Genomic DNA, 22,086 nt, shown 5'->3' on the forward strand with positions numbered 1-22,086 from the left:
GGCTGTGTCCAACCTCCGGTGTGTGTCCACCACCTTGGAGCGGGTTTACCCGCGAATACGGTGGCGGTGGCAATGGTGATCGGTGGGTGGAGATTGGCAAGCAGGCCCAACCCTTTCGCGGGTGAACCCGCCCCGACGACGGGCTGTGTCCAACCTCCGGTGTGTGTCCACCACCAATGTGTGTAGGAGCGGGTTCACCCGCGAAGAGGCCATGACAGGTACAGCAAACTCAGCTGGCAGGCACAGGTTCCGCAACCACAGTGGACGCATGCACCGGCAGCAGCGGATTGCGCAACCAACGCTCCACCAGCGGCCACACCTGCGCCTGCGCAGCCTTGCTCACCAGCATGTCGACATGCCCGAAGGCCTCGAAGCCCTCCTCACGCCCCAGCCGGAGGAACTGCTTGCGCTCGCCGCCCAACTGCTCGAACAGCTTGCGGCAGGCCCACACCGGGTCCTGGAAGTCCCCAGCGCCAGCCACCGCCAGCAGCGGCACATCCACCTCTGCGAGCCCCGCCCACCAATCGTGCTTCTTGTCGCCAAAGCGCCCGAACAGGCCGTGCCAGCGCATGCTCTCCAGGGCCAGGCCCATCGGCTCGTCTTCAGGCCCACGCTTGAAGCGTGGCCCGGATATCTGCCCCCAACGCTTGAGCACCAGCTTCGCACCCCAAGCCAGCGGTGGCACTTTCAACGGCCAATACACACGACTGATCTGGGTGCCGAACAGCGCCACGCTGGCCAACTGCTCGGCAGCCAGAAAACCACCGCCCAGCGCAGCTACCAAGGTGGTGCCACCCAGGGAGTGGCCAACCCAGTGCGGTGCCTGGCCCGACTGCTCGCGCACGAATGCGTTGATCAACGGCAGGTCATCACGGGCGTAGGCGGCAACGCTGTTGTGCTTCCAGTCCTGGTTACGCGGCGACAGGCCATGGCCGCGCATTTCCGGGATCCAGACATCGAAACCGGCGCGCGCAAGATAGGCACCCAGGCCAACCCCTTTGGGCGAATACCAGAAGCGCCGATTGGAAAAACTGCCGTGCAGGAGAATGACCGGCACGCCTTGGGCCTGATCCTGGTCGGCCAGCCCCAGACGGGTGATGGCGAGCTCGACGCTGGGGTCCGGGCCATTACCGGCCTTGATCCGATACACGTCTTCGCTGAGATCGCCGCGGCGCTCGGCACTGAGCAGGGCCACGGGGAATAGAGTGCTGCTGCTTTGCATAAGGTTGCTTGGTGCACAAAAAAGGGCGGGATCCATTGCTGGAGCTCGCCCGGGAAAAAACCAGGCAGGAGGACGCCAGACGTCCCCCTGCGTTTTACAGCCTCAGGCCGCGCCTGGGCCTTCGGCCAGGAAGAACCAGGTCTCGAGTACCGAGTCCGGGTTCAGCGACACGCTTTCGATGCCCTGTTCCATCAGCCACTTGGCAAGGTCCGGATGGTCGGATGGGCCTTGGCCGCAGATACCGATGTACTTGCCGGCCTTGTTGCACGCGGCAATGGCGTTAGCCAGCAGCTTCTTCACCGCAGGGTTACGCTCGTCGAACAGGTGGGCAATGATGCCCGAGTCACGGTCCAGGCCCAGGGTCAACTGGGTCAGGTCGTTGGAGCCGATCGAGAAGCCGTCGAAGTATTCCAGGAACTCTTCGGCGAGGATGGCGTTGGACGGCAGTTCGCACATCATGATCACGCGCAGGCCATTGTCGCCGCGGGCCAGGCCGTTTTCGGCGAGCAGGTCGACAACCTGGCTGGCTTCGCCCAAGGTGCGTACGAACGGCACCATGATCTCGACGTTGGTCAGGCCCATCTCGTTGCGCACACGCTTCAATGCACGGCACTCGAGCTCGAAGCAGTCACGGAACGATTCGCTGATGTAACGCGAGGCACCACGGAAGCCCAGCATCGGGTTTTCTTCTTCCGGCTCATACAGCTTGCCGCCGATCAGGTTGGCGTACTCGTTGGACTTGAAGTCCGACAGGCGCACGATGACCTTTTTCGGGTAGAAGGCCGCCGCCAGGGTGCTGATGCCTTCTACCAGCTTCTCGACGTAGAAGCCGACCGGGTCGTTGTAGCCAGCGATGCGCTTGTCGACGCTTTCTTTCAGGTCGGCAGGCAGGCCTGCATAGTTCAGCAGCGCCTTGGGGTGCACGCCGATCATGCGGTTGATGATGAACTCCAGGCGTGCCAGACCGACACCGGCGTTGGGCAGCTGGGCGAAGTCGAAGGCGCGGTCCGGGTTGCCAACGTTCATCATGATCTTGAACGGCAGTTCCGGCATGGCATCGACCGAGTTCTGCTTGATGTCGAAGCCCAGTTCGCCTTCGAAGATGAAGCCGGTATCGCCTTCGGCACAGGAAACGGTCACGCCCTGGCCGTCTTTCAGTATCTGGGTAGCGTTGCCGCAACCGACAACCGCCGGGATCCCCAGCTCACGGGCAATGATCGCCGCGTGGCAGGTACGGCCACCGCGGTTGGTGACGATGGCGCTGGCGCGCTTCATCACCGGCTCCCAGTCAGGGTCGGTCATGTCGGAGACCAGCACGTCGCCCGGCTGGACCTTGTCCATTTCCGATACGTCGTTGATGACACGAACCTTGCCGGCGCCGATACGTTGGCCAATGGCACGGCCTTCGACCAGCACGGTGCCTTTCTCTTTGAGCAGGTAGCGTTCCATGACGTTGGCGCTGGAACGGCTCTTCACCGTTTCAGGGCGAGCCTGGACGATGTACAGCTTGCCGTCGTCACCGTCCTTGGCCCACTCGATGTCCATCGGGCGCTGGTAGTGCTGTTCGATGATCATGGCCTGCTTGGCCAGCTCGCTGACCTCGGCATCTGTCAGGCAGAAGCGTGCGCGCTCGGCGCGGTCGACTTCGACGGTCTTGACCGAACGGCCGGCCTTGGCTTCGTCGCCATAGACCATCTTGATCGCCTTGCTGCCCAGGTTGCGGCGCAGGATGGCCGGGCGGCCGGCCTGCAGGGTGTTCTTGTGCACGTAGAATTCGTCAGGGTTGACTGCACCCTGTACGACGGTTTCGCCCAGGCCATAGGCGCCAGTGATGAATACCACATCGCGGAAGCCCGACTCGGTGTCGAGGGTGAACATGACGCCGGCAGTGCCGGTTTCGGAGCGGACCATGCGCTGCACACCGGCAGACAGGGCAACCAGCTTGTGATCGAAGCCCTGGTGCACGCGGTAGGCGATGGCGCGGTCGTTGAACAGCGACGCGAACACTTCCTTGGCCGCGCGGATCACGTTATCGACGCCGCGGATGTTGAGGAAGGTTTCCTGCTGGCCGGCGAACGAGGCATCCGGCAGGTCTTCGGCGGTAGCCGAGGAACGCACGGCAACGGCCATGTTGTCATTGCCGGCGGCCATTTCGGCGAAGGCCGTACGGATTTCCGAATCCAGACGTGGCGGGAATTCGGCTTCCATGACCCACTGGCGAATCTGCGCGCCGGTCTTGGTCAGGGCGTTGATGTCATCTACGTCCAGTGCGTCGAGCGCAGCGTGAATCCTGTCGTTCAGACCACTCTGTTCGAGAAAATCGCGGTACGCCTGCGCCGTAGTGGCAAAGCCGCCCGGCACCGATACACCAGCACCGGCAAGGTTGCTGATCATCTCGCCCAGGGATGCGTTCTTGCCCCCCACATGCTCCACATCATGGACGCCGAGCTTATCGAGGGAAACTACGTACTCTACCAAGGTGATCTCTCCACTAACTGTGTTGGAAAAGCTCAAAAGGCGCCCGCCTGTCTTCTTTGACTTGGCCGGGCGTTTGTGGCCTGTACCTGGAAAATAGGCTCTGCAAATGTGGCAGAATGTCGACAGCCGCATTCGGCAAACCGAACTTATCATATCCAAGAATCGTCATCAGCTTAAGGCCCAGATCGCAAATGAAACGAACCGCGTTCTTCATCTCCGACGGCACGGGTATCACTGCCGAAACCCTGGGCCAGAGTTTGCTCGCGCAATTCGAGAGCATTCCCTTCAACAAATTCACCCGTCCTTACATCGATTCACCGGACAAAGCGCGGGCCATGGTCCAGCAAATCAACGCTGCGGCCGAGCGGGATGGGGTCCGTCCGATCATCTTCGACACCATCGTCAACCAGGACATCCGCGAGATCCTGGCGACCTCGAATGGCTTCATGATCGACATCTTTTCTTCGTTTTTATCCCCGCTTGAACAGGAATTGATTGCCCATTCGTCGTATTCCGTGGGCAAATCCCACTCGATCGGCGGCAATTCCAACTACATGGAGCGCATCGAGGCGGTGAATTTCGCCCTGGATAACGACGACGGTGCACGCACCCACTACTACGACAAAGCCGACCTGATTCTGGTTGGCGTGTCGCGTTGCGGCAAGACCCCAACCTGCCTTTACATGGCCATGCAGTTCGGCATCCGTGCCGCCAACTACCCGCTGACCGAGGACGACATGGAGCGCCTGCAGCTGCCGGCGGTGCTGAAAAAGCACCAAAACAAGCTGTTCGGCCTGACCATCGACCCCGACCGCCTCACCGCCATCCGCCACGAGCGCAAGCCCAACAGCCGCTATTCCAGCTTTGCCCAGTGCGAGTTCGAAGTACGTGAAGTGGAAAGCCTGTTCCGCCGGGAGAACATTCCCAACATCAATTCCACGCATTTTTCGGTGGAAGAGATTTCGGCGAAGATCCTGGTCGAGAAAGGTGTGGAGAGACGGTTCAAGTAAACCTATCCGGGCCCGCTCCCCTGTAGGAGCGGGTTCACCCGCGAAAGGGCCGGCCCTGCTGGCCAATCTCCCCGGCCGCTCACCGTTGCCGCCGCTACCGTATTCGCGGGTAAACCCGCTCCTACACCCGATCCGTAGCGACCCATGTCGGGGGTTGGGCGAAGGCCGTCGTAGGAGCGGGTTCACCCGCGAAAGGGCCAGCCCAGGCATACAAAAAAGCCCCAGCATCACTGCCGGGGCTTTGTTTTACCTCACTACAAGGCTCAGGACGGCACCACCGCCGCCTGCCCGCTCATGGCCAGGTCGACCAGCTCGCGGTTGGCCACCGCGTACATCGCATAGTCAATACCCGTGGCATTGCGCAGGTCGTCGAGCATGGCGCGCCAGCGCTCCACCATTCCCCGGTGCTGCTCTGCCCACAGCGCCACGCGGGCATCCATGTCTTCCGGTGCATCGGCCATCTGCAGGACCGAAATGGTGATCGCCCGCTGCTGCAAGTCGATATCGTCGCGGAATGCCTCGCGGGCCAGCGCCTGCCAGTTGTTTTCCACCGGCAGGTTGCTGATTTCCTGCAGGTACCAGGTCAGGTCCAGCGCGCTGCCCACGGCGAAGAACGCCTTGGCCACCTGCGCCGGCTCATGGCCGGTAACGTCGGCCGCTTCAATGATCGGCAGCAGGGTGTACAAGTGGCTGGTACCCGCCACCATACGCGCCAGCAACTCCGGCACACCGGCCTCGACAAAGCCCTGGTAGCGCACCATCCAGCGTTCGCGGGTGGGGCCTTCGAGCAGCTCATCAAGTTTCAGACCCAGCTGCGCGATCTTCGGCCCGAAGTGCGCGGTATCACGCCCGGCGTCCTGTTCGTTGCGGCGGCTACGCAGGAACCAGCGGGTGGCACGGCGGCCCAGGCGCATCAGCTCGTCCATCAGGGTGAGCTGGATTTCTGCCGGCACCTGATAGTCCAGCGCCTCGATCTGGCGGAACCAGTGCGGCAGGTGGAAGATGTCGCGCACGATCACATAGGCCCCGGCCACGTTGGCCGGGCTCATGCCGGTCGACTCCTTCAGGCGCTGGACGAAGGTGATACCCATGTTGTTGACCAGGTCGTTGGCGATCTGGGTGCTGACAATTTCGCGCTTCAGGCGGTGGCGGCGCATGGCCTCGGCGAACTTGCTGACCAGGGACGGCGGGAAAGCGGTGTCCATGTCACGGGTCAGGTAATCGTCGTCCGGCACCAGCGACTTGAGCAGTTGCTCCTTGAGGTCGATCTTGCTGTACGAGATCAGCACCGACAGCTCGGCGCGGGTCAACCCATGGCCGGCAGCCAGGCGTTCGGCCAACTGCTCCTCGGACGGCAGGAATTCGATGGCGCGGTCAAGTTTGCCCCGCGCCTCGAGGTCGGCCATCAGGCGTTTGTACTCGGCAATCCGCTCGCGGGCGCGGCGGGCGGCCAGCGACAGCGCCTGGGTCTGCTTGTAGTTGTTGCCCAGCACCAGGCCGGCGACTTCGTCGGTCATGCTGCCCAGCAACTGGTTGCGCTGCTTCTCGGTCATGTCGCCACCCTGCACCACTTCGTTGAGCAGGATCTTGATGTTGACCTCGTGGTCGGAGCAGTCCACGCCGCCGGCATTGTCGATGAAGTCGGTGTTGGTGGCGCCGCCGTTCAGGCCGAACTCGACGCGGCCGAGCTGGGTCATGCCCAGGTTGCCACCCTCACCCACCACCTTGCAGCGCAGTTCGTTACCGTTGACCCGCAGCGCATCGTTGGCCTTGTCGCCGACATCGGCGTGGCTTTCAGTGCTGGCCTTCACGTAGGTACCGATACCGCCGTTCCACAGCAAGTCCACCGGGGCCTTGAGCAGCGCATTCAGCAGCTCGGTCGGGGTCAGTCGGTCGGCTTCGATGGCGAAGCGTTCCTTCATCTGCGCACTGATGGCGATGCTCTTGGCACTGCGCGGGAAGATTCCGCCGCCTTCGGACATGATGCTGGTGTCGTAGTCGCTCCAGGCCGAGCGCGGCAGGTCGAACAGGCGCTTGCGTTCAGCGAAGCTGGAAGCGGGCTCCGGGTTGGGGTCGATGAAGATATGCAGGTGGTTGAACGCTGCCACCAGTTGCAGCTTGTCGGACATCAGCAGGCCATTGCCGAACACGTCACCGGCCATGTCGCCCACACCAATGACGGTGATCGGGTCTTCCTGCACGTTGATGCCGCGCTCGCGGAAGTGACGCTGCACGCCCACCCAGGCACCGCGCGCGGTAATGCCCATCTTCTTGTGGTCGTAACCGGCCGAGCCGCCGGAAGCAAAAGCATCGCCCAGCCAGAAACCGTAGTCGATCGCGATGCCGTTGGCGATGTCGGAGAAGGTCGCAGTACCTTTGTCCGCCGCTACCACCAGGTACGGGTCGTCATCGTCATGGCGCACCACGTTGGCCGGCGGCACCACGCCACCGTCCTTGAGGTTGTCGGTGATGTCGAGCAGGCCGGAAATGAAGATGCGGTAGCACGCCACGCCTTCGGCAGCAATCTCGTCACGACTGCCGCCAATTGGCAGACGCCGAGGCAGGAAGCCGCCCTTGGCGCCGACCGGCACGATGACCGAGTTTTTCACTTGCTGGGCTTTGACCAGGCCCAGCACTTCGGTGCGGAAGTCTTCTTCGCGGTCGGACCAGCGCAAGCCGCCACGGGCGACGTTGCCAAAGCGCAGGTGCACGCCCTCGACGCGTGGCGAATAGACGAATATCTCGAACTTTGGCACCGGCTTGGGCAGTTCGGGGATCAGCTTGGGGTTGAACTTGAAGCTGAAGTACGACTTGTTCTGGCCGTTTGCATCGGGCTGGTAGAAGTTGGTACGCAGGGTGGCCTTGATCAGGTCCAGATAGCGCCGCAGGATGCGGTCTTCGTTGAGCACCTGCACGTCGTCCAGCGCAGCCAGAATGGCCTGTTCCAGGCGCTGCTGCTTGTCGTCAAGGTCGTCCTGGGTGAGCTTGCGCGCCAGGTAGAAGCGGGTCTTGAACAACCGGGTGAGCTCGCGAGCGATATCGGTGTGGTTGTTCAGGGTGCTGGCGATGTAACCCAGGTCAAAGCCCAGGCGAATCTGCTTCAGGTAACGGGCGTAAGCGCGCAGCAATGCCACGTCGCGCCATGGCAGGCCGGCAGTCAGTACCAGGCGGTTGAAAGCGTCGTTCTCGGCGTCACCACGGACGATGTGGATGAAGGCGTCCTGCAGGGTGTCGTTGAGCTGCTGGATGTCCAGGCTCAGGCCTTCGCTGTAGGTGAAGGCGAAGTCGTGGATCCAGTATTCGCGGCCATTGGCATGGCGCAGGCGATACGGGAACTCGCCGAGCACGCGCAGGCCAAGGTTTTCCAGAATCGGCAGCACATCGGACAGCGCCAGCGGGGTGTCGGCGTGGTACAGCTTGCAGTGCAGGGTGCGTTCGCCAACCTGGGTCAACGGCTGGTAGAAGCTCATTGCCAGCGGCTTGCTTTCCGACAGGCTCAGCACATGCTGCAGGTCGACCACCGCCGAGTGCGCGGCGAAGCGCTCGCGGTACCCGGCCGGGAAGCCTTTGGGGAACTCGGCGAGGATGTTGGTGCCCTGGGCTTCGCCGAAGTTCTCCACCACCAGTGCCGAGTAGTCGTCATGCCACGAGCGGCAGGCCTGGATGACCTCGCGTTCCAGCTGCTGCGGGTCGATGTCGATGCGGTTCTTGGGGTCGACCCGCAGAATCAGTTGCACACGGGCCAGTACCGATTCGGAGAAGAAGGTCCAGAACTCGCAGTCACTGGCCTTCAGGCGGTCCATCAGCACCTGCTGGATCTTCTGCCGCACTTCGGTGGAGTAGATTTCCCGCGGGACGTAGGCCAGGCAGTAGCAGAAGCGGCCGTACGGGTCTTTGCGCAGGAACACGCGGATCTTGTTGCGCTCCTGGATCTGCACGATTGCCATGACCGTGCTGAACAGCTCGTCGATCGGCGTCTGGAACAGGTCGTCACGCGGCAGCACTTCCAGCACCTGGGCCAGTTCCTTGCCCAAGTGAGCCTTGGGATCGAAGCCCGAACGGCGCTCGACTTCGGCCACCTTCACGCGGATGTACGGAATGGCATGCACGCTTTCGCCATACACCGACGAGGTGTACAGCCCCATGAAGCGGTGCTCCTTGATCACCTTGCCGTCGGCGTCCAGCTGACGGATCGACACGTAGTCCGGATAGGCCGGGCGGTGCACGCGGCTGGGCAGCGCGGCCTTGGCGAACGACAGCAGCAGCGGCTCGTTGAGGTAGGCCACGGCGTAGTCTTCGATGCGCAGCTCTTCTGCGGTCAGGCCCACGCGCAGGCGGCGCGGCAAGCCGAGGAACGACTGCCCGTCGTAGACCATCTGGCCGCCATCGGCGTCGCCCTTGACGGTAAATTCTTCATAGCCCAGGAAGGTGAAGTGGTTATCCAGCAGCCACTCGAGGAAGGCCTTGACTTCGCTCTTTTCGTTTTGGGCAGGGCCAAAGGCGGTCTGCTCCACCTGCGCCACCACGTCACGCAATTTGGCCTTCATCGGTTCGAAGTCGGCCACCACCACCCGTACCTCGGCCAGCACCTGCTCGATTTCGCGGGTCAGTACTGTCAGCTCGGCGGCGTTGGCGCAGCGGTCGATCTCCAGATACATCAGTGACTCGTAGCACACGCCCTCGCCCTGGGTACCCTTGGGCAGCAGTTCCAACAGCTCGCCTTTGGCGCCACGGCGCACGCTGAGCACGGTGGTTTGCAGGGTGTGGATGCTGTAGCCACGGCGGTTGAGCTCGGTGCGCACCGAATCGACCAGGAACGGCAGGTCGTGGTGCAGCACTTCGACCACGGTATGGGTCGACTGCCAGCCATTGCGTTCGTAATCAGGGTTGTACACCCGTACTTGCGGATATTCGGGGTCGAAACGCTCGATGATGCGCCAGGCTGACAGGGTGCAGCCGGCCAGGTCGGAAAGCCTGCGTTGGGTGAGTTCGTCCAGAGAGATGATGCCGAAGAACTGCTCGGCGAACAGCGCCACTTGTGGCAGGGACTGCTCGCTGATGTGCTGCGCCAGGGCCGCTTGCAGTTGATGCTGAAAGTCGGCTTTGCTGGCTGCGGTGAAGAACGCCATCTGTGGTACTCCGCTTGGGCTTTGTAATAATTGAAGCGTCGCTGCGTGCGCCGTGTACGGATCAACGATAGCCAACCCGTGGCATGGCGGACGGTAAAAAACCAGACGTTGAACGTGCGCAGGCACGCCCAGGGCTCGCCGAAGCTTAACGACTGATCGGTCATCTACGCTTGCAGCGCTGCGACAATTTCGGTCAAGGGGGGGTAACTTTACGTTTATGCCTGTACGCAAGACTGTCAGAATCCCCTTCCGTTTCCTTTGATTCGAGCCTGCTCATGCAAATCAACACCGCCCTGCTGTTCGCCACCCCTTGCGATGACGAGGAAGACAACATGGCGACCCTGTGTTGCCACAGCGACAAAGGTCAGATGTTCCTGCTTACCCGCTACCCGGACGAGGACACCGTCGACCTGACCCTGGATGATGAGCCGTCGACGCTGGATGGTCTTAAAGTGACCCTGAGCGCCAAGCGCCTGCTGATTGAAGTGGCGGCCGGTGACCGGGACGCGCTGAAGGGGGATGAAGTGCTGGAGATCAACCTGACCAGCGAGCTGAGTGACATGGATGAAGTGAAAGAAACCCTCGAAAACATCCTGGCCGGTACTGGAACCTTGGTCTGCGAGCTGTAGGAGCGGGTTTACCCGCGAAGCAGGCACTGCGGTGGATGGCATGGAATCTGAGTGCCCCGCAAAGCCCTAGCCCAATGCGGCCTGCATTTCTTGCGCCTGCACCCGCAACGCCTCGCAAAACGGCTCCACCGCTGCCGATGCCGGCCGATGGTCCGGGCGTATCAGCATCACCTGATACGGCACCGACACCCGTAAACGGCGGATCGGCAACCCGCCTTGCGCCGCCTCCAGCCCGCTCAGCGGGTTGATGATCGCCACCCCCAGGCCTTGCCTGACCATGGCGCAAACCGAAGCGGCACTGGTGGTCTCAATGACCGTGCGACGGTTGACCCCGGCCGCACGAAAGTGCTGATCCAGACGCTGGCGGTAGGTATCCAGGCTGGCCAGGTTGATGAAATCGACCTCATGGAAATCACTCAGCTCCAGTTCAGCCTTCACCTGCAGCGGGTGATGCTCGGGCAACACGCACACCATGTTGGCACTGAACAGCAATTCACCATAGGCGCCACGTGGTATCTGTTCGACTTCAGTCAGGCCAAGGTCATGCTGCTGGGCAACCAGTGACTCCTCCAGCAAAGGCGACTCCTGCGCCAGAATGCTCACGCTCACGCCACTGTGCTGCTGGTGAAAGCGCTGGCAAGCCTTGGGCAACAAGGTTTGCGAGAACAGCGGCAGGCAGGTGATGGCCAGCCGGCCCTGCTCGAAGTTGCGGATGGCCTGGGCAAAGCGATCGATCCGCTCCAGCCCGACGTAGGCGCGCTCGACCTCCTCGATCAGCAGCAACGCCTGGGCTGTGGCCACCAGACGCCCTCCCTCGCGTTCGAACAGGTTCAGGCCAGTCACCTGCTCCAACCGCGCCAACTCGCGGCTGACGGTGGGCTGCGAGGTGAACAACAGGCGCGCCGCCCCTGTGACGCTACCGGCCGCCATAATGGCGCGGAACACTTCGATGTGGCGAACGGAGAGTTTCACGGCAATACCCAGAGAGTCGACAATGGGTATATCAGATATGAATAGCGGGCAGAAGAATAGCTATTTTTCTGAATTCACCCTTTGGCGCATCCTCGTGGCCTTCCTTATACGAGTAACGCCACCATGACCGCACCTTTCACCCTCCTGGCCGAGGCTGTTCGCCAGCACGGCTCGCCGCTATGGGCATACGACACCCGCACCATCGCCGATCGCGTCGAGCAGTTGAACGTATTCGACACCGTACGTTTCGCCCAGAAAGCCAACCCGAACGTGCATGTGCTGCGCCTGATGCGCGCCCATGGCCTGGTGCTGGATGCAGTGTCGCTGGGTGAGATGGAGCGGGCCTTCGCCGCCGGCGCGAGCGTTGACGGTGACCCTGCCGGCGTGGTGCTGACCTGTGACGCACTGGACCGCCCCACCCTGGAGCGGGTGGTGGCCTCGAAGATCGAAGTCAACGCAGGCTCCATCGACATGCTGCGCCAACTGGGTGAACGCTCGCCCGGCCACCGCGTGTGGATCCGCATCAACCCGGGCTTCGGCCATGGCCACAGCCGCAAGACCAACACCGGCGGCGAAAACAGCAAGCACGGCATCTGGCATGAAGAGCTGGACGAGGCGCTGGCGTGCATCAAGGCCCATGGCCTGCACCTGGTGGGCGTGCACATGCATATTGGCTCCGGGGTGGACTACCAGCACCTGGAACAGGTGGCCCGCTCGATGATCGAACTGATCGGCCGCCTGGGCGTGGACATCGAGGCGTTCTCCATTGGCGGCGGGCTTTCCACCCCTTACCGCAGCACCGACAAACCGGTCGACCTGCAGCGCTATGCGCAGACCTGGGCGGTAGCGCGCAAGGAAGTCGAAGCGCTGCTCGGCCACCCCGTGCGCATGGAAATCGAGCCAGGACGCTTCCTGGTGGCCGAGTCGGGCTACCTCGTGGCCGAAGTGCGCGCCGTCAAGCAAGTGGGCCGCAATACCTTCGTCATGATCGACGCCGGCTTCAACGACCTGATGCGCCCGGCGATGTACGGCGCCTACCACGGCATGACCCTGCTCGATGCCAACGGCCAGCCGGTGGACCGCCCACGGCAACCGACGGTGGTGGCCGGGCCGTTGTGTGAATCGGGTGACGTGTTCACTCAGAATGACCAGGAACTGACCCCGCAGGACCTGCCTCAGGCACAGGTAGGCGACCTGCTGGTGATCCACGATGCCGGCGCCTATGGCGCGTCGATGTCGTCGAACTACAACAGCCGGCCGCTGCTGCCGGAGTTTCTGATCGAGGGCGGGGTGTTGCGGATGATCCGCCGGCGGCAGACGGTGCAGGACCTGCTGAGCCTGGAGACCGACATCATCCCATGACCGCTTCCCGTAGTCCGCCCATGTAGTGCTCCAGGCGACTACGCAGCCAACGCTCGGCCGGGTCGCTGTCGGTGGTGCTCAACCAGACCATGGCCAGCTCCAGTGCAGCGGTCTCGAACGGCAGCGTCTCGGCCTGCAAGTTGCCCCAGCGTTCCATACCCTGTGCGGCATAGTCTGGGCAGCAGGCCAGCAGGTCGGTACCGGCCAGAATCGCCGGTAGCGAACTGAACTGCGGTACCGACAACACCACCTTGCGTTCACGGCGGATGTCTTTCAACCAATCGTCGACCACACCCTGGGTGTTGGCGGTCGGCGAAACCTGGACATGCGGGCGTTGACAAAACTCATCCAGTGAAAGCGGCGTGGTGGACTTGTCGGCCCGCACTACCCTGGCTTGCATGGTGCGTAGCACCTTGCGTTTGGCATTGGCGGGTAGGCCCTTGGTCTGGCTGATACCCACCGTCACGTCGCCCGCCGCCAGCAGGTCCGGAATGCGCCAGTAGTCCACATGCTGCACGACCACTACCACGTTTGGCGCCTCCACCCGCAGCGCCCGCAACAGCGGCGGCAACAGGCCCGACTCGACATCATCGGACAAGCCAATGCGGAAGGTCATCTTGCTGGTCAGCGGGTCAAAATCATGGGTCATGCTGAGAGCGACGGACATCGCATCCAAGGCTGGCGTGAGGTACTTGATCACCTCTTCGGCCCTGGCCGAGGGCTCCATGCGGTTGCCCACACGAACCAGCAACGGGTCGTTGAACATCGCACGCAACCTGGCCAGCGCGGCGCTGACCGTGGGCTGGGCGACGAACAGCTTCTCCGCGGCACGGGTGAGGTTGCGTTCCTGCATCAGCGCTTCGAACACCACCATCAGGTTGATATCGGCTTTGCGCAGTTCGTTGCGGTTCATGGGTGCTCTCGGGCCGTGCTTGTTGTGTGGGTTCAATTTCAGCATCAACAAGCATCCTAGCCGAATCGAAACCTGCACTGCACCCTACGCAATCGCCATTGCCCCCTACTGAGCGACCGGGGTAATCTTCCGCTTTCTTCCCTTCCGGCCACCCTGCCGTGCACCGCCCAGGCGTTGACTCGCGAAGCGGTCATTCATGATGCCGACACTTGCATGGCCGCCGCTCACTGGCGCGCCCATCTGCCATCAATACCATTCAGGATGACACCATGATCATTCGCCAAGGCATCGCTGCAGATTACCCGCAGCTGCTCGACATCTGGCTGCGCGCTGTTCGCGCGACGCACCACTTTCTGCAACCCTCCGACATCGACGCACTATTGCCACAACTGCGCGACGTGTACTTCCCGGCCGTCGAGCTGTGGGTTGCGGTAGACACCGATGACCAGCCACTGGGCTTTATCGGCTTCAATGAAAACCATGTGGAAATGCTTTTCGTCGATCCAGCGCGCCACGGCCAGGGCATTGGCCGTGCACTGCTGGATTTTGGCCGCCAGTCGCGCAGTGCGATGAGTGTCGATGTCAACGAGCAGAACCCGCAGGCAACAGGGTTCTACGTGCGCTATGGCTTCGCCCAGACCGGCCGTTCACCGCTGGATGGCGAAGGTCGCCCGTTCCCTTTGCTGCATATGAGCTTGCCCTCTCGGGCGTGAGCAGGAGGCACGCACTGCAATGGCCCGCAAAGCGAAGCCCGTACCGCCATCCGACTGGGTCATCCGTAGCGCCCAACCGGGCGGTATCGAGCGTATCGAAGCCTGGTTCGGTAGCCACGGCTACGACCCGCATCGCCACGATACCTATTCGATCGGCCGCACGCTGGCCGGCGTGCAAAGCTTCCACTACAAAGGTTCGCTGCGCCACGGCATACCGGGCAACACGCTGGTGTTGCACCCGGACGAACTGCATGACGGCATGGCGGGCACCGACGCAGGCTTTCGCTACCGCATGGCCTACGTCGACCCGGCACTGATCCAGAACGTGCTGGGTGGCCAGCCTTTGCCCTTCATCGCGGGTGGGCTGTCCAGCGACCCGCGCCTGTACCACGCCAGCGAAGCGTTCGTGCAGGCAGTGGACCACGCGCTGGAGCCATTGGAAGAACAGGACGCCCTGTATGACCTGGCGATCGCCTTGCGGGCTGTCGGCGGCAAGCCGCGCGGGCGCAAGCGCCTGGATTACCAGGCAGCCGAACGCGCCCGGGCCTTCATCATGGAACACCTGCATGTGGGCATAACACTGGACATGCTGGAACAGGCCAGCGGCCGCGAACGCTGGAGCCTGTCGCGGGACTTTCGCACGCTGTACGGCACCAGCCCCTATCGCTTTGTCACCCTGCGCCGCCTCGACTGCTTTCGCCGGATGATCCTGGATGGCTTCACCTTGGTCGAGGCTGCCCTTGCTGCAGGCTTTCATGACCAGAGCCACATGACCCGGCACTTCACCCGCTGCTACGGCGTACCGCCTTTACGCTGGCTGGAGCGTTTGCGAGCGTCACGCTGAGAGACCACAGTCGCCCGCGTGCCCCGTGGGAACAGGCTTGCAGGATCGTACAAGAACCGGACTCACCCGGAGCGATAGGCTGACCACTCCACTTTCCGAGGAACTGTCATGCCTGAAGCCCGTCACCCACATCCCTCCCTGCCAGTGAACCTGGTCCACAAGGCAGCGCTTATCGAACAGCAATGGAGCCCCAGGGTCGTTGCCGAAATGAACGATTACCAGTTCAAGGTCGTGCGCATCGAAGGCGAATTCATCTGGCACGCGCACCCGGAGACCGACGAAGCATTCCTGGTGCTGGAAGGCACTCTGCGTATCGACCTGCCGGATGGCTGCGTGCATGTGAACCCCGGGGAACTCTATGTTGTGCCACGCGGCGTCGAGCACCGGACCGCCGCGCAAGGCGAAGCAAAACTGATGATGATCGAACCACGGGGCATTCTGAATACCGGTCATGAAGGGGGGGATCGCACAGCAGAGAGCGATGTCTGGATTTAACAACATTCACCACTTTCAAGCTGTAGTAGCTGACCTCACAGCAATAATTAACCATAAAAAATCGCCTTACAGCCATTTGTAACCATGGCAATTCGCTCGCAGCCCACACTTCGCAACCCGGCACAGGTTCGCCTCGATATAATTGGATCCAATAACGAGGGTGGCCTGCATGCAAGCACTGGAAAGGGACTACGGACACGGCGATGAAGTGGCCAGCCACTGCCACGCCGAAGACCAGCTGATCTACGCCGCCAGCGGCGTGATGCGGGTCAGCAGCGAAGGCGGCAGCTGGGTGATCCCCGGCGGGCATGCCTTGTGGATGCCCGCCGGGGTCAGCCATGCCATCCGCATGGAAGGCGTGGTCTGCATGCGCACCTTGCTGCTCGACGCCCACATCGAACGCTGCCAGGTCATCGTCGTGTCCGGCCTGCTGCGCGAACTGATCCTGGCGGCGTCACGGGTGCTGAACCTGCGCGACGGTGCGCATGCTCGGGCGCTGATCCTGTACGAACTCGCCGCCGCCCGGCGCATCGATGCCTTCGTCCCGACGCCGCAGCACGCACGCCTGCGTGCCTGGTGCGAGCGCTTCCTGCAGGACCCGGCCCAGGACCTGACCCTGGAGCAATGCGGCGCGCAACTGAACATGAGTGCCCGCAGCGTGGCCCGGCTTTTCCAGCGCGAGGTGGGCATGTCGTATGGCCAATGGCGCGCCCGTGCCCGGGTGATGCTCAGCCAGCGGAGCCTGGCCGATGGGCAGCCGATCCTGAACGTTGCGCTGGAGCACGGCTACCAGAGCGCCAGCGCCTTTGCTGCCATGTTCAAGCGCATCCTCGGCTATGCGCCGAGTGATTGGCAAAACGGTACCGCGCGCGAGTACTGAGCCTCAGGTTGTCCCGCTTGCGCGCAGGGTTGTCCCGCTTGCGACAACGACGCCCATGCAACCCTCGTTAACCTCTCATCACGACCTTTGAGCGACAATCGTGATGCCCTTACTGCACTCATTTCCCGGCCCTGCCCGGCTTGCCACAGCCCTCGGCATGCTTGCTGCACTCGCGGCGTGCGGCCACCAATCCACACCTGCCGAACCCGCTGTAGCGCTGCAGGCAGACCCGCTGGCGAACATGCCGGCCGGCGTCAGCAAACAGCCCCTGCCCGAACGCTGGTGGGCACTGTATCAAGACCCCCAACTCAATCGCTGGGTACAGCAAGCCCTGGCGCACAACCAAGGCCTGGCACAGGCCGAGGCCAACGTGCAGGCCATGCTGGCCGGCATCGGCGAGTTCGACGCCAGGCGCTGGCCGTCTACCGAGATGGGCGTTGCGGCTACCTATGGCAGGCGCGCCGATGACCAGACGCTGGCCGAGGCGACCGACAGCAACGCAGCGTCACAATGGCAATTCAACCCGGGCATCGAACTGGCCTATCAGGTGGATATCTGGGGCCAGGTACGCGCCGCCATTCAACGTGCCCGGGTGCAAGCCGAAGCCAGTGCTGCGGCGCTAGACCTGGTACGCCTGCAGGTGGTCGCCCAGACCACCCGCGCCTACATCGACCAGTGCACCTACGCGGCGCGCCTGGAGGCAGCAAAGCAGGCCTTGCAAACCCTCGACCACAGCGTGCAACTCAGTCAGCGTCAGCGCCAGGCCGGTGTGGCCACTGCCCTCGACAGCGAGCGCCTGCTGGGCTTGCGGGAACAGGTGCGCGCGCAACTGCCGATGCTCTCAGCCCGGCGGCAAATGGCGCTGTACGAACTGAGCATGCTCAGTGGCCAGGCCTCGGTGGCCGAGGCCTGGACCTGCGTAGCCATTCCTACGCTGTCGGCGCCACTGCCGGCTGGCGATGGCTGGCATTTGCTCGAACGCCGGCCAGATGTGCGCCAGGCCGAACGGGAACTGCAAGCGGCCACCCTGGAGACCGCCATCGTGCGGGCCGACCTGTACCCAAAGGTCAGCTTCGGCGCTTCGTTGACGTCTTCGGACCATCACCTTGCAAACCTCGGCGACAGCCGCGCGGTGATGTTCAGCATTGGCCCGCTGGTCCGCTGGGAGTTTCCCAACCTGAAGGCCAATCGCGCACGGGTGAGCAAAGCCGAGGCATTGCAGCGGGCGCAGCTCGCCCGTTACCACGGCGTGGCGCTGAGCGCGCTGAAAGACGTGCGCCAGGCACTGGCCCGCTACGACGGCGAGCGACAACGGTTGCAGGCGCTGGACGCAGCCCTGGCGCACAGCCAGCACAGCTTTGCCCTGGCCCAGCGTAACTACCGTGCCGGCACCGTGGACGGGGTGGCCCTGCTCGACAGCGAGCGCGAAATGATCAGCTTGCGGGCCAGCCACACAGAAGCCCGAGGGCGCCTGGCGCAAGCGCAGGTAAACCTGTTCCGCGCGCTGGGCGGGCGGTGGTAGCGAGAAGCAAGACCAACAGCGAGCACCGCCCACTGTAGGAGCGGGTTTACCCGCGAAGAATACACCGTGGTGGATGGCACGGGCTTCGCCCGTGTTCGCGGGCAAGCCCGCTCTCACACGGATCGCGCCAGCTTTTTAGAAATTGAGCAAGGCAGTTGCTCCCACAACGGACAGCCAGCAGCCCCAATTCGAGAATGGAAACCAACCATGAATGTCGCCGTAGACAAACCCTCACCCGCCGAAACTGAACAGCGGCCGAGCGCTAAAACCCATCGCCGCCTGGCATACACCGCCAGCGGCAGCCTGGCCGCAATCACCCTGCTGGCCTTCACCAGTTACTGGTTCAGCACCGGCCGCTACCTGGAAACCACCGACGATGCCTACGTCCGCTCCGACTGGGTGGCCCTGAGCCCACGCGTGGCGGGCTACGTAGCCGAGGTCGAGGTGGCTGACGACCAGCCGGTGAAAGCCGGTGATGTGCTGGTGCGCCTGCAAAACCGCGACTACCGCGCCCGCCTCGACCAGGCCCAGGCTGGCGTGACCGCCGCACAGGCGGCACTGGCCGCCGCCCAAGCCAGCCAACAGGTAGCGACCGCACGCATCGACCAGCAACAGCAAGCCATCCTGCAGGCTGAGGCCGTCGTGCGCAGCGCCACCGCCGAACAACGCCGCAGTGAACTGGATGTCCAACGCTACCGTGGCCTGGTGCGTGACGACGCAGCGACCATGCAGCGTCTGGAAACCGCCAGTGCCCATGCCACCCAGGCACAAGCCGCGCTGCAAGGTGCCCGGGCCGCGCTGCGCCAACAGCGCTCACAACTGGCCATGGCCAAGGCCCGGTCAGTCCAGGCCGAGGCCGAGTTGCAACAACGCGCAGCGGCGCTGGCAGGTGCCCAGGCCCACCAACGGCTCGCCGAGCAGGACGAGCAGGACACCGTGATTCGTGCGCCGATCACCGGCGTGGTCGGCCAACGCCGGGTGCGCACCGGCCAGTACGTGGTGCCGGGCCAACCACTGCTGGCCGTGGTGCCGCTGCAGCAGGCCTATGTGGTGGCCAACTACAAGGAAACCCAACTGGCCCGCATGCGCCCCGGGCAACCGGTAGAAATACGTGTAGACAGCTTCGCCAGCCAGCCACTGCATGGCCATGTGGCCAGTTTTTCGCCAGCCTCGGGCAATGTCTTCGCATTGCTGCCGTCGGACAACGCCACAGGCAACTTCACCAAGATCGTCCAGCGTTTCCCTGTGCGCATTTTGCTCGACAAACCGCTGGATGGCCCGCAGGTACTGCCCGGCATGTCGGTGGTGAGTACAGTCGACACACGCCCTGCAGAGGTTGCCGATGCGCACTGAGCAAACGGTCTCGCTGCGTGCCTGGGTGGCGGTGCTTGGCGGCCTGTTCGGCTGCTTCATGGCGGGTATGAACGTGCATGTCACCAGCGCCGCACTGCCGGAAATCCGCGGCTCGCTAGGTGCAAGCTTCGAGGAAGGCTCATGGATCTCCACCGCCTACCTGGTGGCAGAAATCGTGATGATTCCGCTGACTGCATGGTTGGTGGACGTGTTCTCGCTGCGTCGGGTCATGTGGACCGGCTCGCTCATCTTTCTGATCGCCTCGGTGGCCTGTTCCTGGGCACCCAACCTGGAGGCGATGATTGTACTTCGGGTGATCCAGGGTGCTGCGGGCGCGGTGCTGATTCCCCTGTCCTTCCAGCTGATCATCACCGAACTGCCGGCCAGCAAGATGGCCATGGGTATGGCACTGTTCAGCCTGGCCAACAGCGTGGCGCAGGCCGCCGGGCCGTCGATTGGCGGCTGGCTGACCGATGCCCATTCATGGCGCTGGATCTTCTATCTGCAACTTTTCCCCGGCATTGCCCTGCTGTTTGCCATCGCCTGGTCGATCGAGGCCAAACCGATGAAGCTCGAACTGCTACGAAAAGGTGATTGGCTGGGTATCGCGGCCATGGTGATCGGCCTGGGTGGCTTGCAGATCGTGCTGGAAGAAGGCGGTCGGCTGGACTGGTTCGGCTCTCCGCTCATTGTCGGCATGAGCGTGGTCGCCGCCATTGCGTTGATGGTGTTCGTGGTGACCCAACTGTTCGGCCAGCGCGCGTTCATCAACCTGCGCTTGCTCGGGCACTACAACTTCGGGGTTGCCAGCGTGGCGATGTTCATCTTTGGCGCTGCCACGTTCGGCCTGGTATTCCTGGTGCCCAACTACCTGTCGCAGTTGCAGGGGTTCAGCGCACACGACGTGGGCGTGGCGCTGATCGCCTATGGCGTGGTGCAGTTGCTGCTGGCGCCGTTGATGCCCAGGCTGATGGGCTGGACCAGTGCCAAGTTCATGGTCGCCAGCGGCTTTTTGATCATGGCGCTGGGCTGCTGGCTGGGGGCTAGCCTGAGCGCCGACAGTGCCGACAACGTGATCATCCCGTCCACGGTGGTACGCGGTATTGGCCAGCCTTTCATCATGGTCGCGTTATCAGTGCTGGCGGTGGCCGGGCTGGACAAGCGTGAAGCCGGCTCAGCCTCGGCGGTGTTCTCGATGTTGCGCAACCTGGGTGGCGCTATCGGTACGGCCGGGTTGACGCAACTGGTGGCGACCCGTGAACGCTTTCACAGTGAGCGCATTCACGAGCAGGTGACGCTGTTCGAGCCAAGCGTGCAGGCGCGCATCAACCAGACGGTGCAAAGCTGGCTGCCGCATCAGCAGCAAATGCTGGAAGCGTTGGCGGCGACCATCCGGCGAGAGGCTTACCTGATGGCCTACAGTGATGCGTTCTACCTGGCGTGCCTGGCATTGGTCGGGTGTGCACTGGCAGCGTTGCTGCTGCGGGCCAGGCAGCCGCACTGACGGCGGTATCGACCTCTGTGGGCGGCTGGAGCGCTCGGCATTCTGCCGCTGTTACACTGTCAACCGATGAGTTTGCGAGACAGAGCAAAGGTATGAACCCGACGCGCTACTCCACCGTGGCAAAGGACTTGATACAAGCCATTGCCAGCGGCCGCTACCCGGTGGGCAGCCTGCTGCCGACCGAGTTCGAGCTGTGCGACCTTTACAATGTGAGCCGGCACACGGTGCGTGCCGCTATCAACCAGCTGCTCACTCAGGGGCTGGTGTCGCGGCGCAAGCGGGTGGGCACCCGCGTGGAGGCCAGCAGCCCGCGCGGGGGCTATTCGCAATCGTTGGCCAGCGTGGCCGACCTGGCGCACCTGGCAGACACCCAGCAGCGGGAAGTCCAGGGCGTGCGCCACTTTGTCGCCGACCTGAGCGAGGCGGCGAGGCTGGGGCTGGTGCCGGGGGAGCATTACTTCTGCGTGTCGAGCCTCCGCGTCGACCGGCAGCACGATGGCGCGCCAATGTGCTGGACTGACGTGTATGCGCCGCGCGATTACACCGCGGTCATCGAGCTCGCACGCGAGCACCCTGACCAACTGATTATCGGGTTGATCGAACAACACTATGGCCGGGCAATCGCAGTGGTCGACCAGCAGGTGCGCGCGGTGTTGCTGACAGCGGAAATAGCCCGGGCGCTGAAGGCCGAGGCGGGCTCGCCAGCGCTGAAGATCATCCGCCATTACCGCGAGGAAAATGGTGATTTGATGGCGGTTTCAGAGACCGTGCACCCGGATGACCGCTTTACCTTGGTCACCCAGATGCGCCGCGACCGCTCCCCTGCCTGATCAGTTTTGAACAAGGCCGTCGCTCCTGGCGCGCCAGCTGGCTGATGTCGGCCAGGCTGACGATGGTCTCGCCAGCGCCTAGGGACTGTCCCTGATGCGCCCGGCGGTTGCAAGGCGAGACGTGCCCAGGCCAGTAACGTCCGTTTGTTCATGCACAGCACCGATCACAGGGAAAGCGGTTGCAGGAAAGATCGGGCAGGACTATAAGAGCTCAACTTAACTTTAGGTCA

At 63.0% G+C, this 22,086-nt stretch carries 16 protein-coding genes; 11 read left to right on the top strand and 5 right to left on the bottom strand.

The annotated features are described in order from the left end of the window. Window positions 1–229 precede the first annotated feature (229 nt). Together INQ47_RS17230 and ppsA are read right to left on the bottom strand one after the other, a co-directional pair. A complete protein-coding gene (locus INQ47_RS17230; RefSeq protein ID WP_404702174.1) occupies window positions 230–1,222 on the bottom strand; it encodes an alpha/beta fold hydrolase in 993 nt (330 codons plus the stop codon). 102 nt (window positions 1,223–1,324) lie between these two features. After that, window positions 1,325–3,700 (bottom strand): phosphoenolpyruvate synthase, encoded by a 2,376-nt coding sequence (ppsA, locus tag INQ47_RS17235; RefSeq protein ID WP_404702175.1) that lies wholly within the window; start codon window positions 3,698–3,700, stop codon window positions 1,325–1,327. A gap of 191 nt (window positions 3,701–3,891) precedes the next feature. On the opposite strand from ppsA, the gene INQ47_RS17240 reads away from it, so the two are divergent. Continuing rightward, window positions 3,892–4,710: a pyruvate, water dikinase regulatory protein gene (locus tag INQ47_RS17240; protein WP_252458806.1), complete on the top strand. Its 819-nt coding sequence runs from the start codon at window positions 3,892–3,894 to the stop codon at window positions 4,708–4,710. 263 nt (window positions 4,711–4,973) lie between these two features. Here INQ47_RS17240 and INQ47_RS17245 read toward each other — a convergent pair whose 3' ends face one another. Further along, entirely contained in the window at window positions 4,974–9,839 is a 4,866-nt protein-coding gene (locus INQ47_RS17245) for an NAD-glutamate dehydrogenase (protein WP_404702176.1), read from the bottom strand. A gap of 275 nt (window positions 9,840–10,114) precedes the next feature. On the opposite strand from INQ47_RS17245, the gene INQ47_RS17250 reads away from it, so the two are divergent. Further along, the gene (locus INQ47_RS17250; RefSeq protein WP_014591821.1) at window positions 10,115–10,468 is read left to right on the top strand and encodes a hypothetical protein; all 354 of its coding nucleotides are present in this window, start codon (window positions 10,115–10,117) and stop codon (window positions 10,466–10,468) included. Between the two features lie 66 nt (window positions 10,469–10,534). Here INQ47_RS17250 and INQ47_RS17255 read toward each other — a convergent pair whose 3' ends face one another. After that, window positions 10,535–11,440, bottom strand: coding sequence for a LysR family transcriptional regulator (locus tag INQ47_RS17255; RefSeq protein WP_021785504.1), 906 nt, complete (start codon window positions 11,438–11,440; stop codon window positions 10,535–10,537). A 123-nt stretch (window positions 11,441–11,563) separates the two neighbouring features. Between INQ47_RS17255 and lysA the strand changes: the two genes are divergently transcribed. Beyond that, a complete protein-coding gene (gene lysA / locus INQ47_RS17260) occupies window positions 11,564–12,802 on the top strand; it encodes a diaminopimelate decarboxylase (RefSeq protein ID WP_404702177.1) in 1,239 nt (412 codons plus the stop codon). Here the strand turns inward: lysA and INQ47_RS17265 are convergent. Continuing rightward, window positions 12,792–13,715 (bottom strand): LysR family transcriptional regulator, encoded by a 924-nt coding sequence (locus tag INQ47_RS17265; protein ID WP_404702178.1) that lies wholly within the window; start codon window positions 13,713–13,715, stop codon window positions 12,792–12,794. The two genes, lysA and INQ47_RS17265, sit on opposite strands and share 11 nt — an antisense overlap. A 269-nt stretch (window positions 13,716–13,984) precedes the next feature. Between INQ47_RS17265 and INQ47_RS17270 the strand changes: the two genes are divergently transcribed. From INQ47_RS17270 to INQ47_RS17305, 8 genes are all read left to right on the top strand, one after another. After that, complete coding sequence (locus tag INQ47_RS17270; RefSeq protein WP_404702179.1) at window positions 13,985–14,428, top strand: acetyltransferase; 444 nt, start codon at window positions 13,985–13,987, stop codon at window positions 14,426–14,428. A 19-nt stretch (window positions 14,429–14,447) separates the two neighbouring features. Further along, window positions 14,448–15,272, top strand: coding sequence for an AraC family transcriptional regulator (locus INQ47_RS17275; RefSeq protein WP_404702180.1), 825 nt, complete (start codon window positions 14,448–14,450; stop codon window positions 15,270–15,272). 108 nt (window positions 15,273–15,380) lie between these two features. Further along, the gene (locus INQ47_RS17280; RefSeq protein ID WP_209964565.1) at window positions 15,381–15,767 is read left to right on the top strand and encodes a cupin domain-containing protein; all 387 of its coding nucleotides are present in this window, start codon (window positions 15,381–15,383) and stop codon (window positions 15,765–15,767) included. A gap of 169 nt (window positions 15,768–15,936) precedes the next feature. After that, entirely contained in the window at window positions 15,937–16,647 is a 711-nt protein-coding gene (locus INQ47_RS17285) for an AraC family transcriptional regulator (protein ID WP_404702181.1), read from the top strand. Between the two features lie 103 nt (window positions 16,648–16,750). Next, a complete protein-coding gene (locus tag INQ47_RS17290) occupies window positions 16,751–18,169 on the top strand; it encodes an efflux transporter outer membrane subunit (protein WP_404702182.1) in 1,419 nt (472 codons plus the stop codon). Window positions 18,170–18,376: 207 nt separating this feature from the next. Then, window positions 18,377–19,522 (top strand): HlyD family secretion protein, encoded by a 1,146-nt coding sequence (locus tag INQ47_RS17295; protein ID WP_404702183.1) that lies wholly within the window; start codon window positions 18,377–18,379, stop codon window positions 19,520–19,522. Continuing rightward, window positions 19,512–21,026 carry a DHA2 family efflux MFS transporter permease subunit gene (locus tag INQ47_RS17300; RefSeq protein ID WP_404702184.1) on the top strand — a complete coding sequence of 505 codons (1,515 nt, stop codon included), beginning with the start codon at window positions 19,512–19,514 and terminating at the stop codon, window positions 21,024–21,026. The genes INQ47_RS17295 and INQ47_RS17300 overlap by 11 nt, the downstream gene beginning before the upstream one ends. A 92-nt stretch (window positions 21,027–21,118) precedes the next feature. Further along, window positions 21,119–21,856, top strand: coding sequence for a GntR family transcriptional regulator (locus INQ47_RS17305; protein ID WP_404702185.1), 738 nt, complete (start codon window positions 21,119–21,121; stop codon window positions 21,854–21,856). Window positions 21,857–22,086: the final 230 nt, after the last annotated feature.

Origin of the sequence: Pseudomonas sp. 3HC3, assembly GCF_044904505.1 — a bacterium.
Classification (GTDB): Bacteria; Pseudomonadota; Gammaproteobacteria; order Pseudomonadales; family Pseudomonadaceae; genus Aquipseudomonas; species Aquipseudomonas putida_Y.

What these genes read in the sequence shown, in the direction of transcription:
- INQ47_RS17295 (WP_404702183.1), top strand. Translation starts at nt 18,377, where the DNA reads ATGAATGTCGCCGTAGACAAACCCTCACCCGCCGAAACTGAACAGCGG.
- INQ47_RS17280 (WP_209964565.1), top strand. Translation starts at nt 15,381, where the DNA reads ATGCCTGAAGCCCGTCACCCACATCCCTCCCTGCCAGTGAACCTGGTC.
- INQ47_RS17230 (WP_404702174.1), bottom strand. Translation starts at nt 1,222, where the DNA reads ATGCAAAGCAGCAGCACTCTATTCCCCGTGGCCCTGCTCAGTGCCGAG.
- lysA (WP_404702177.1), top strand. Translation starts at nt 11,564, where the DNA reads ATGACCGCACCTTTCACCCTCCTGGCCGAGGCTGTTCGCCAGCACGGC.
- INQ47_RS17245 (WP_404702176.1), bottom strand. Translation starts at nt 9,839, where the DNA reads ATGGCGTTCTTCACCGCAGCCAGCAAAGCCGACTTTCAGCATCAACTG.
- INQ47_RS17250 (WP_014591821.1), top strand. Translation starts at nt 10,115, where the DNA reads ATGCAAATCAACACCGCCCTGCTGTTCGCCACCCCTTGCGATGACGAG.
- INQ47_RS17305 (WP_404702185.1), top strand. Translation starts at nt 21,119, where the DNA reads ATGAACCCGACGCGCTACTCCACCGTGGCAAAGGACTTGATACAAGCC.
- INQ47_RS17290 (WP_404702182.1), top strand. Translation starts at nt 16,751, where the DNA reads ATGCCCTTACTGCACTCATTTCCCGGCCCTGCCCGGCTTGCCACAGCC.
- INQ47_RS17300 (WP_404702184.1), top strand. Translation starts at nt 19,512, where the DNA reads ATGCGCACTGAGCAAACGGTCTCGCTGCGTGCCTGGGTGGCGGTGCTT.
- INQ47_RS17285 (WP_404702181.1), top strand. Translation starts at nt 15,937, where the DNA reads ATGCAAGCACTGGAAAGGGACTACGGACACGGCGATGAAGTGGCCAGC.
- INQ47_RS17240 (WP_252458806.1), top strand. Translation starts at nt 3,892, where the DNA reads ATGAAACGAACCGCGTTCTTCATCTCCGACGGCACGGGTATCACTGCC.
- INQ47_RS17275 (WP_404702180.1), top strand. Translation starts at nt 14,448, where the DNA reads ATGGCCCGCAAAGCGAAGCCCGTACCGCCATCCGACTGGGTCATCCGT.
- INQ47_RS17265 (WP_404702178.1), bottom strand. Translation starts at nt 13,715, where the DNA reads ATGAACCGCAACGAACTGCGCAAAGCCGATATCAACCTGATGGTGGTG.
- INQ47_RS17270 (WP_404702179.1), top strand. Translation starts at nt 13,985, where the DNA reads ATGATCATTCGCCAAGGCATCGCTGCAGATTACCCGCAGCTGCTCGAC.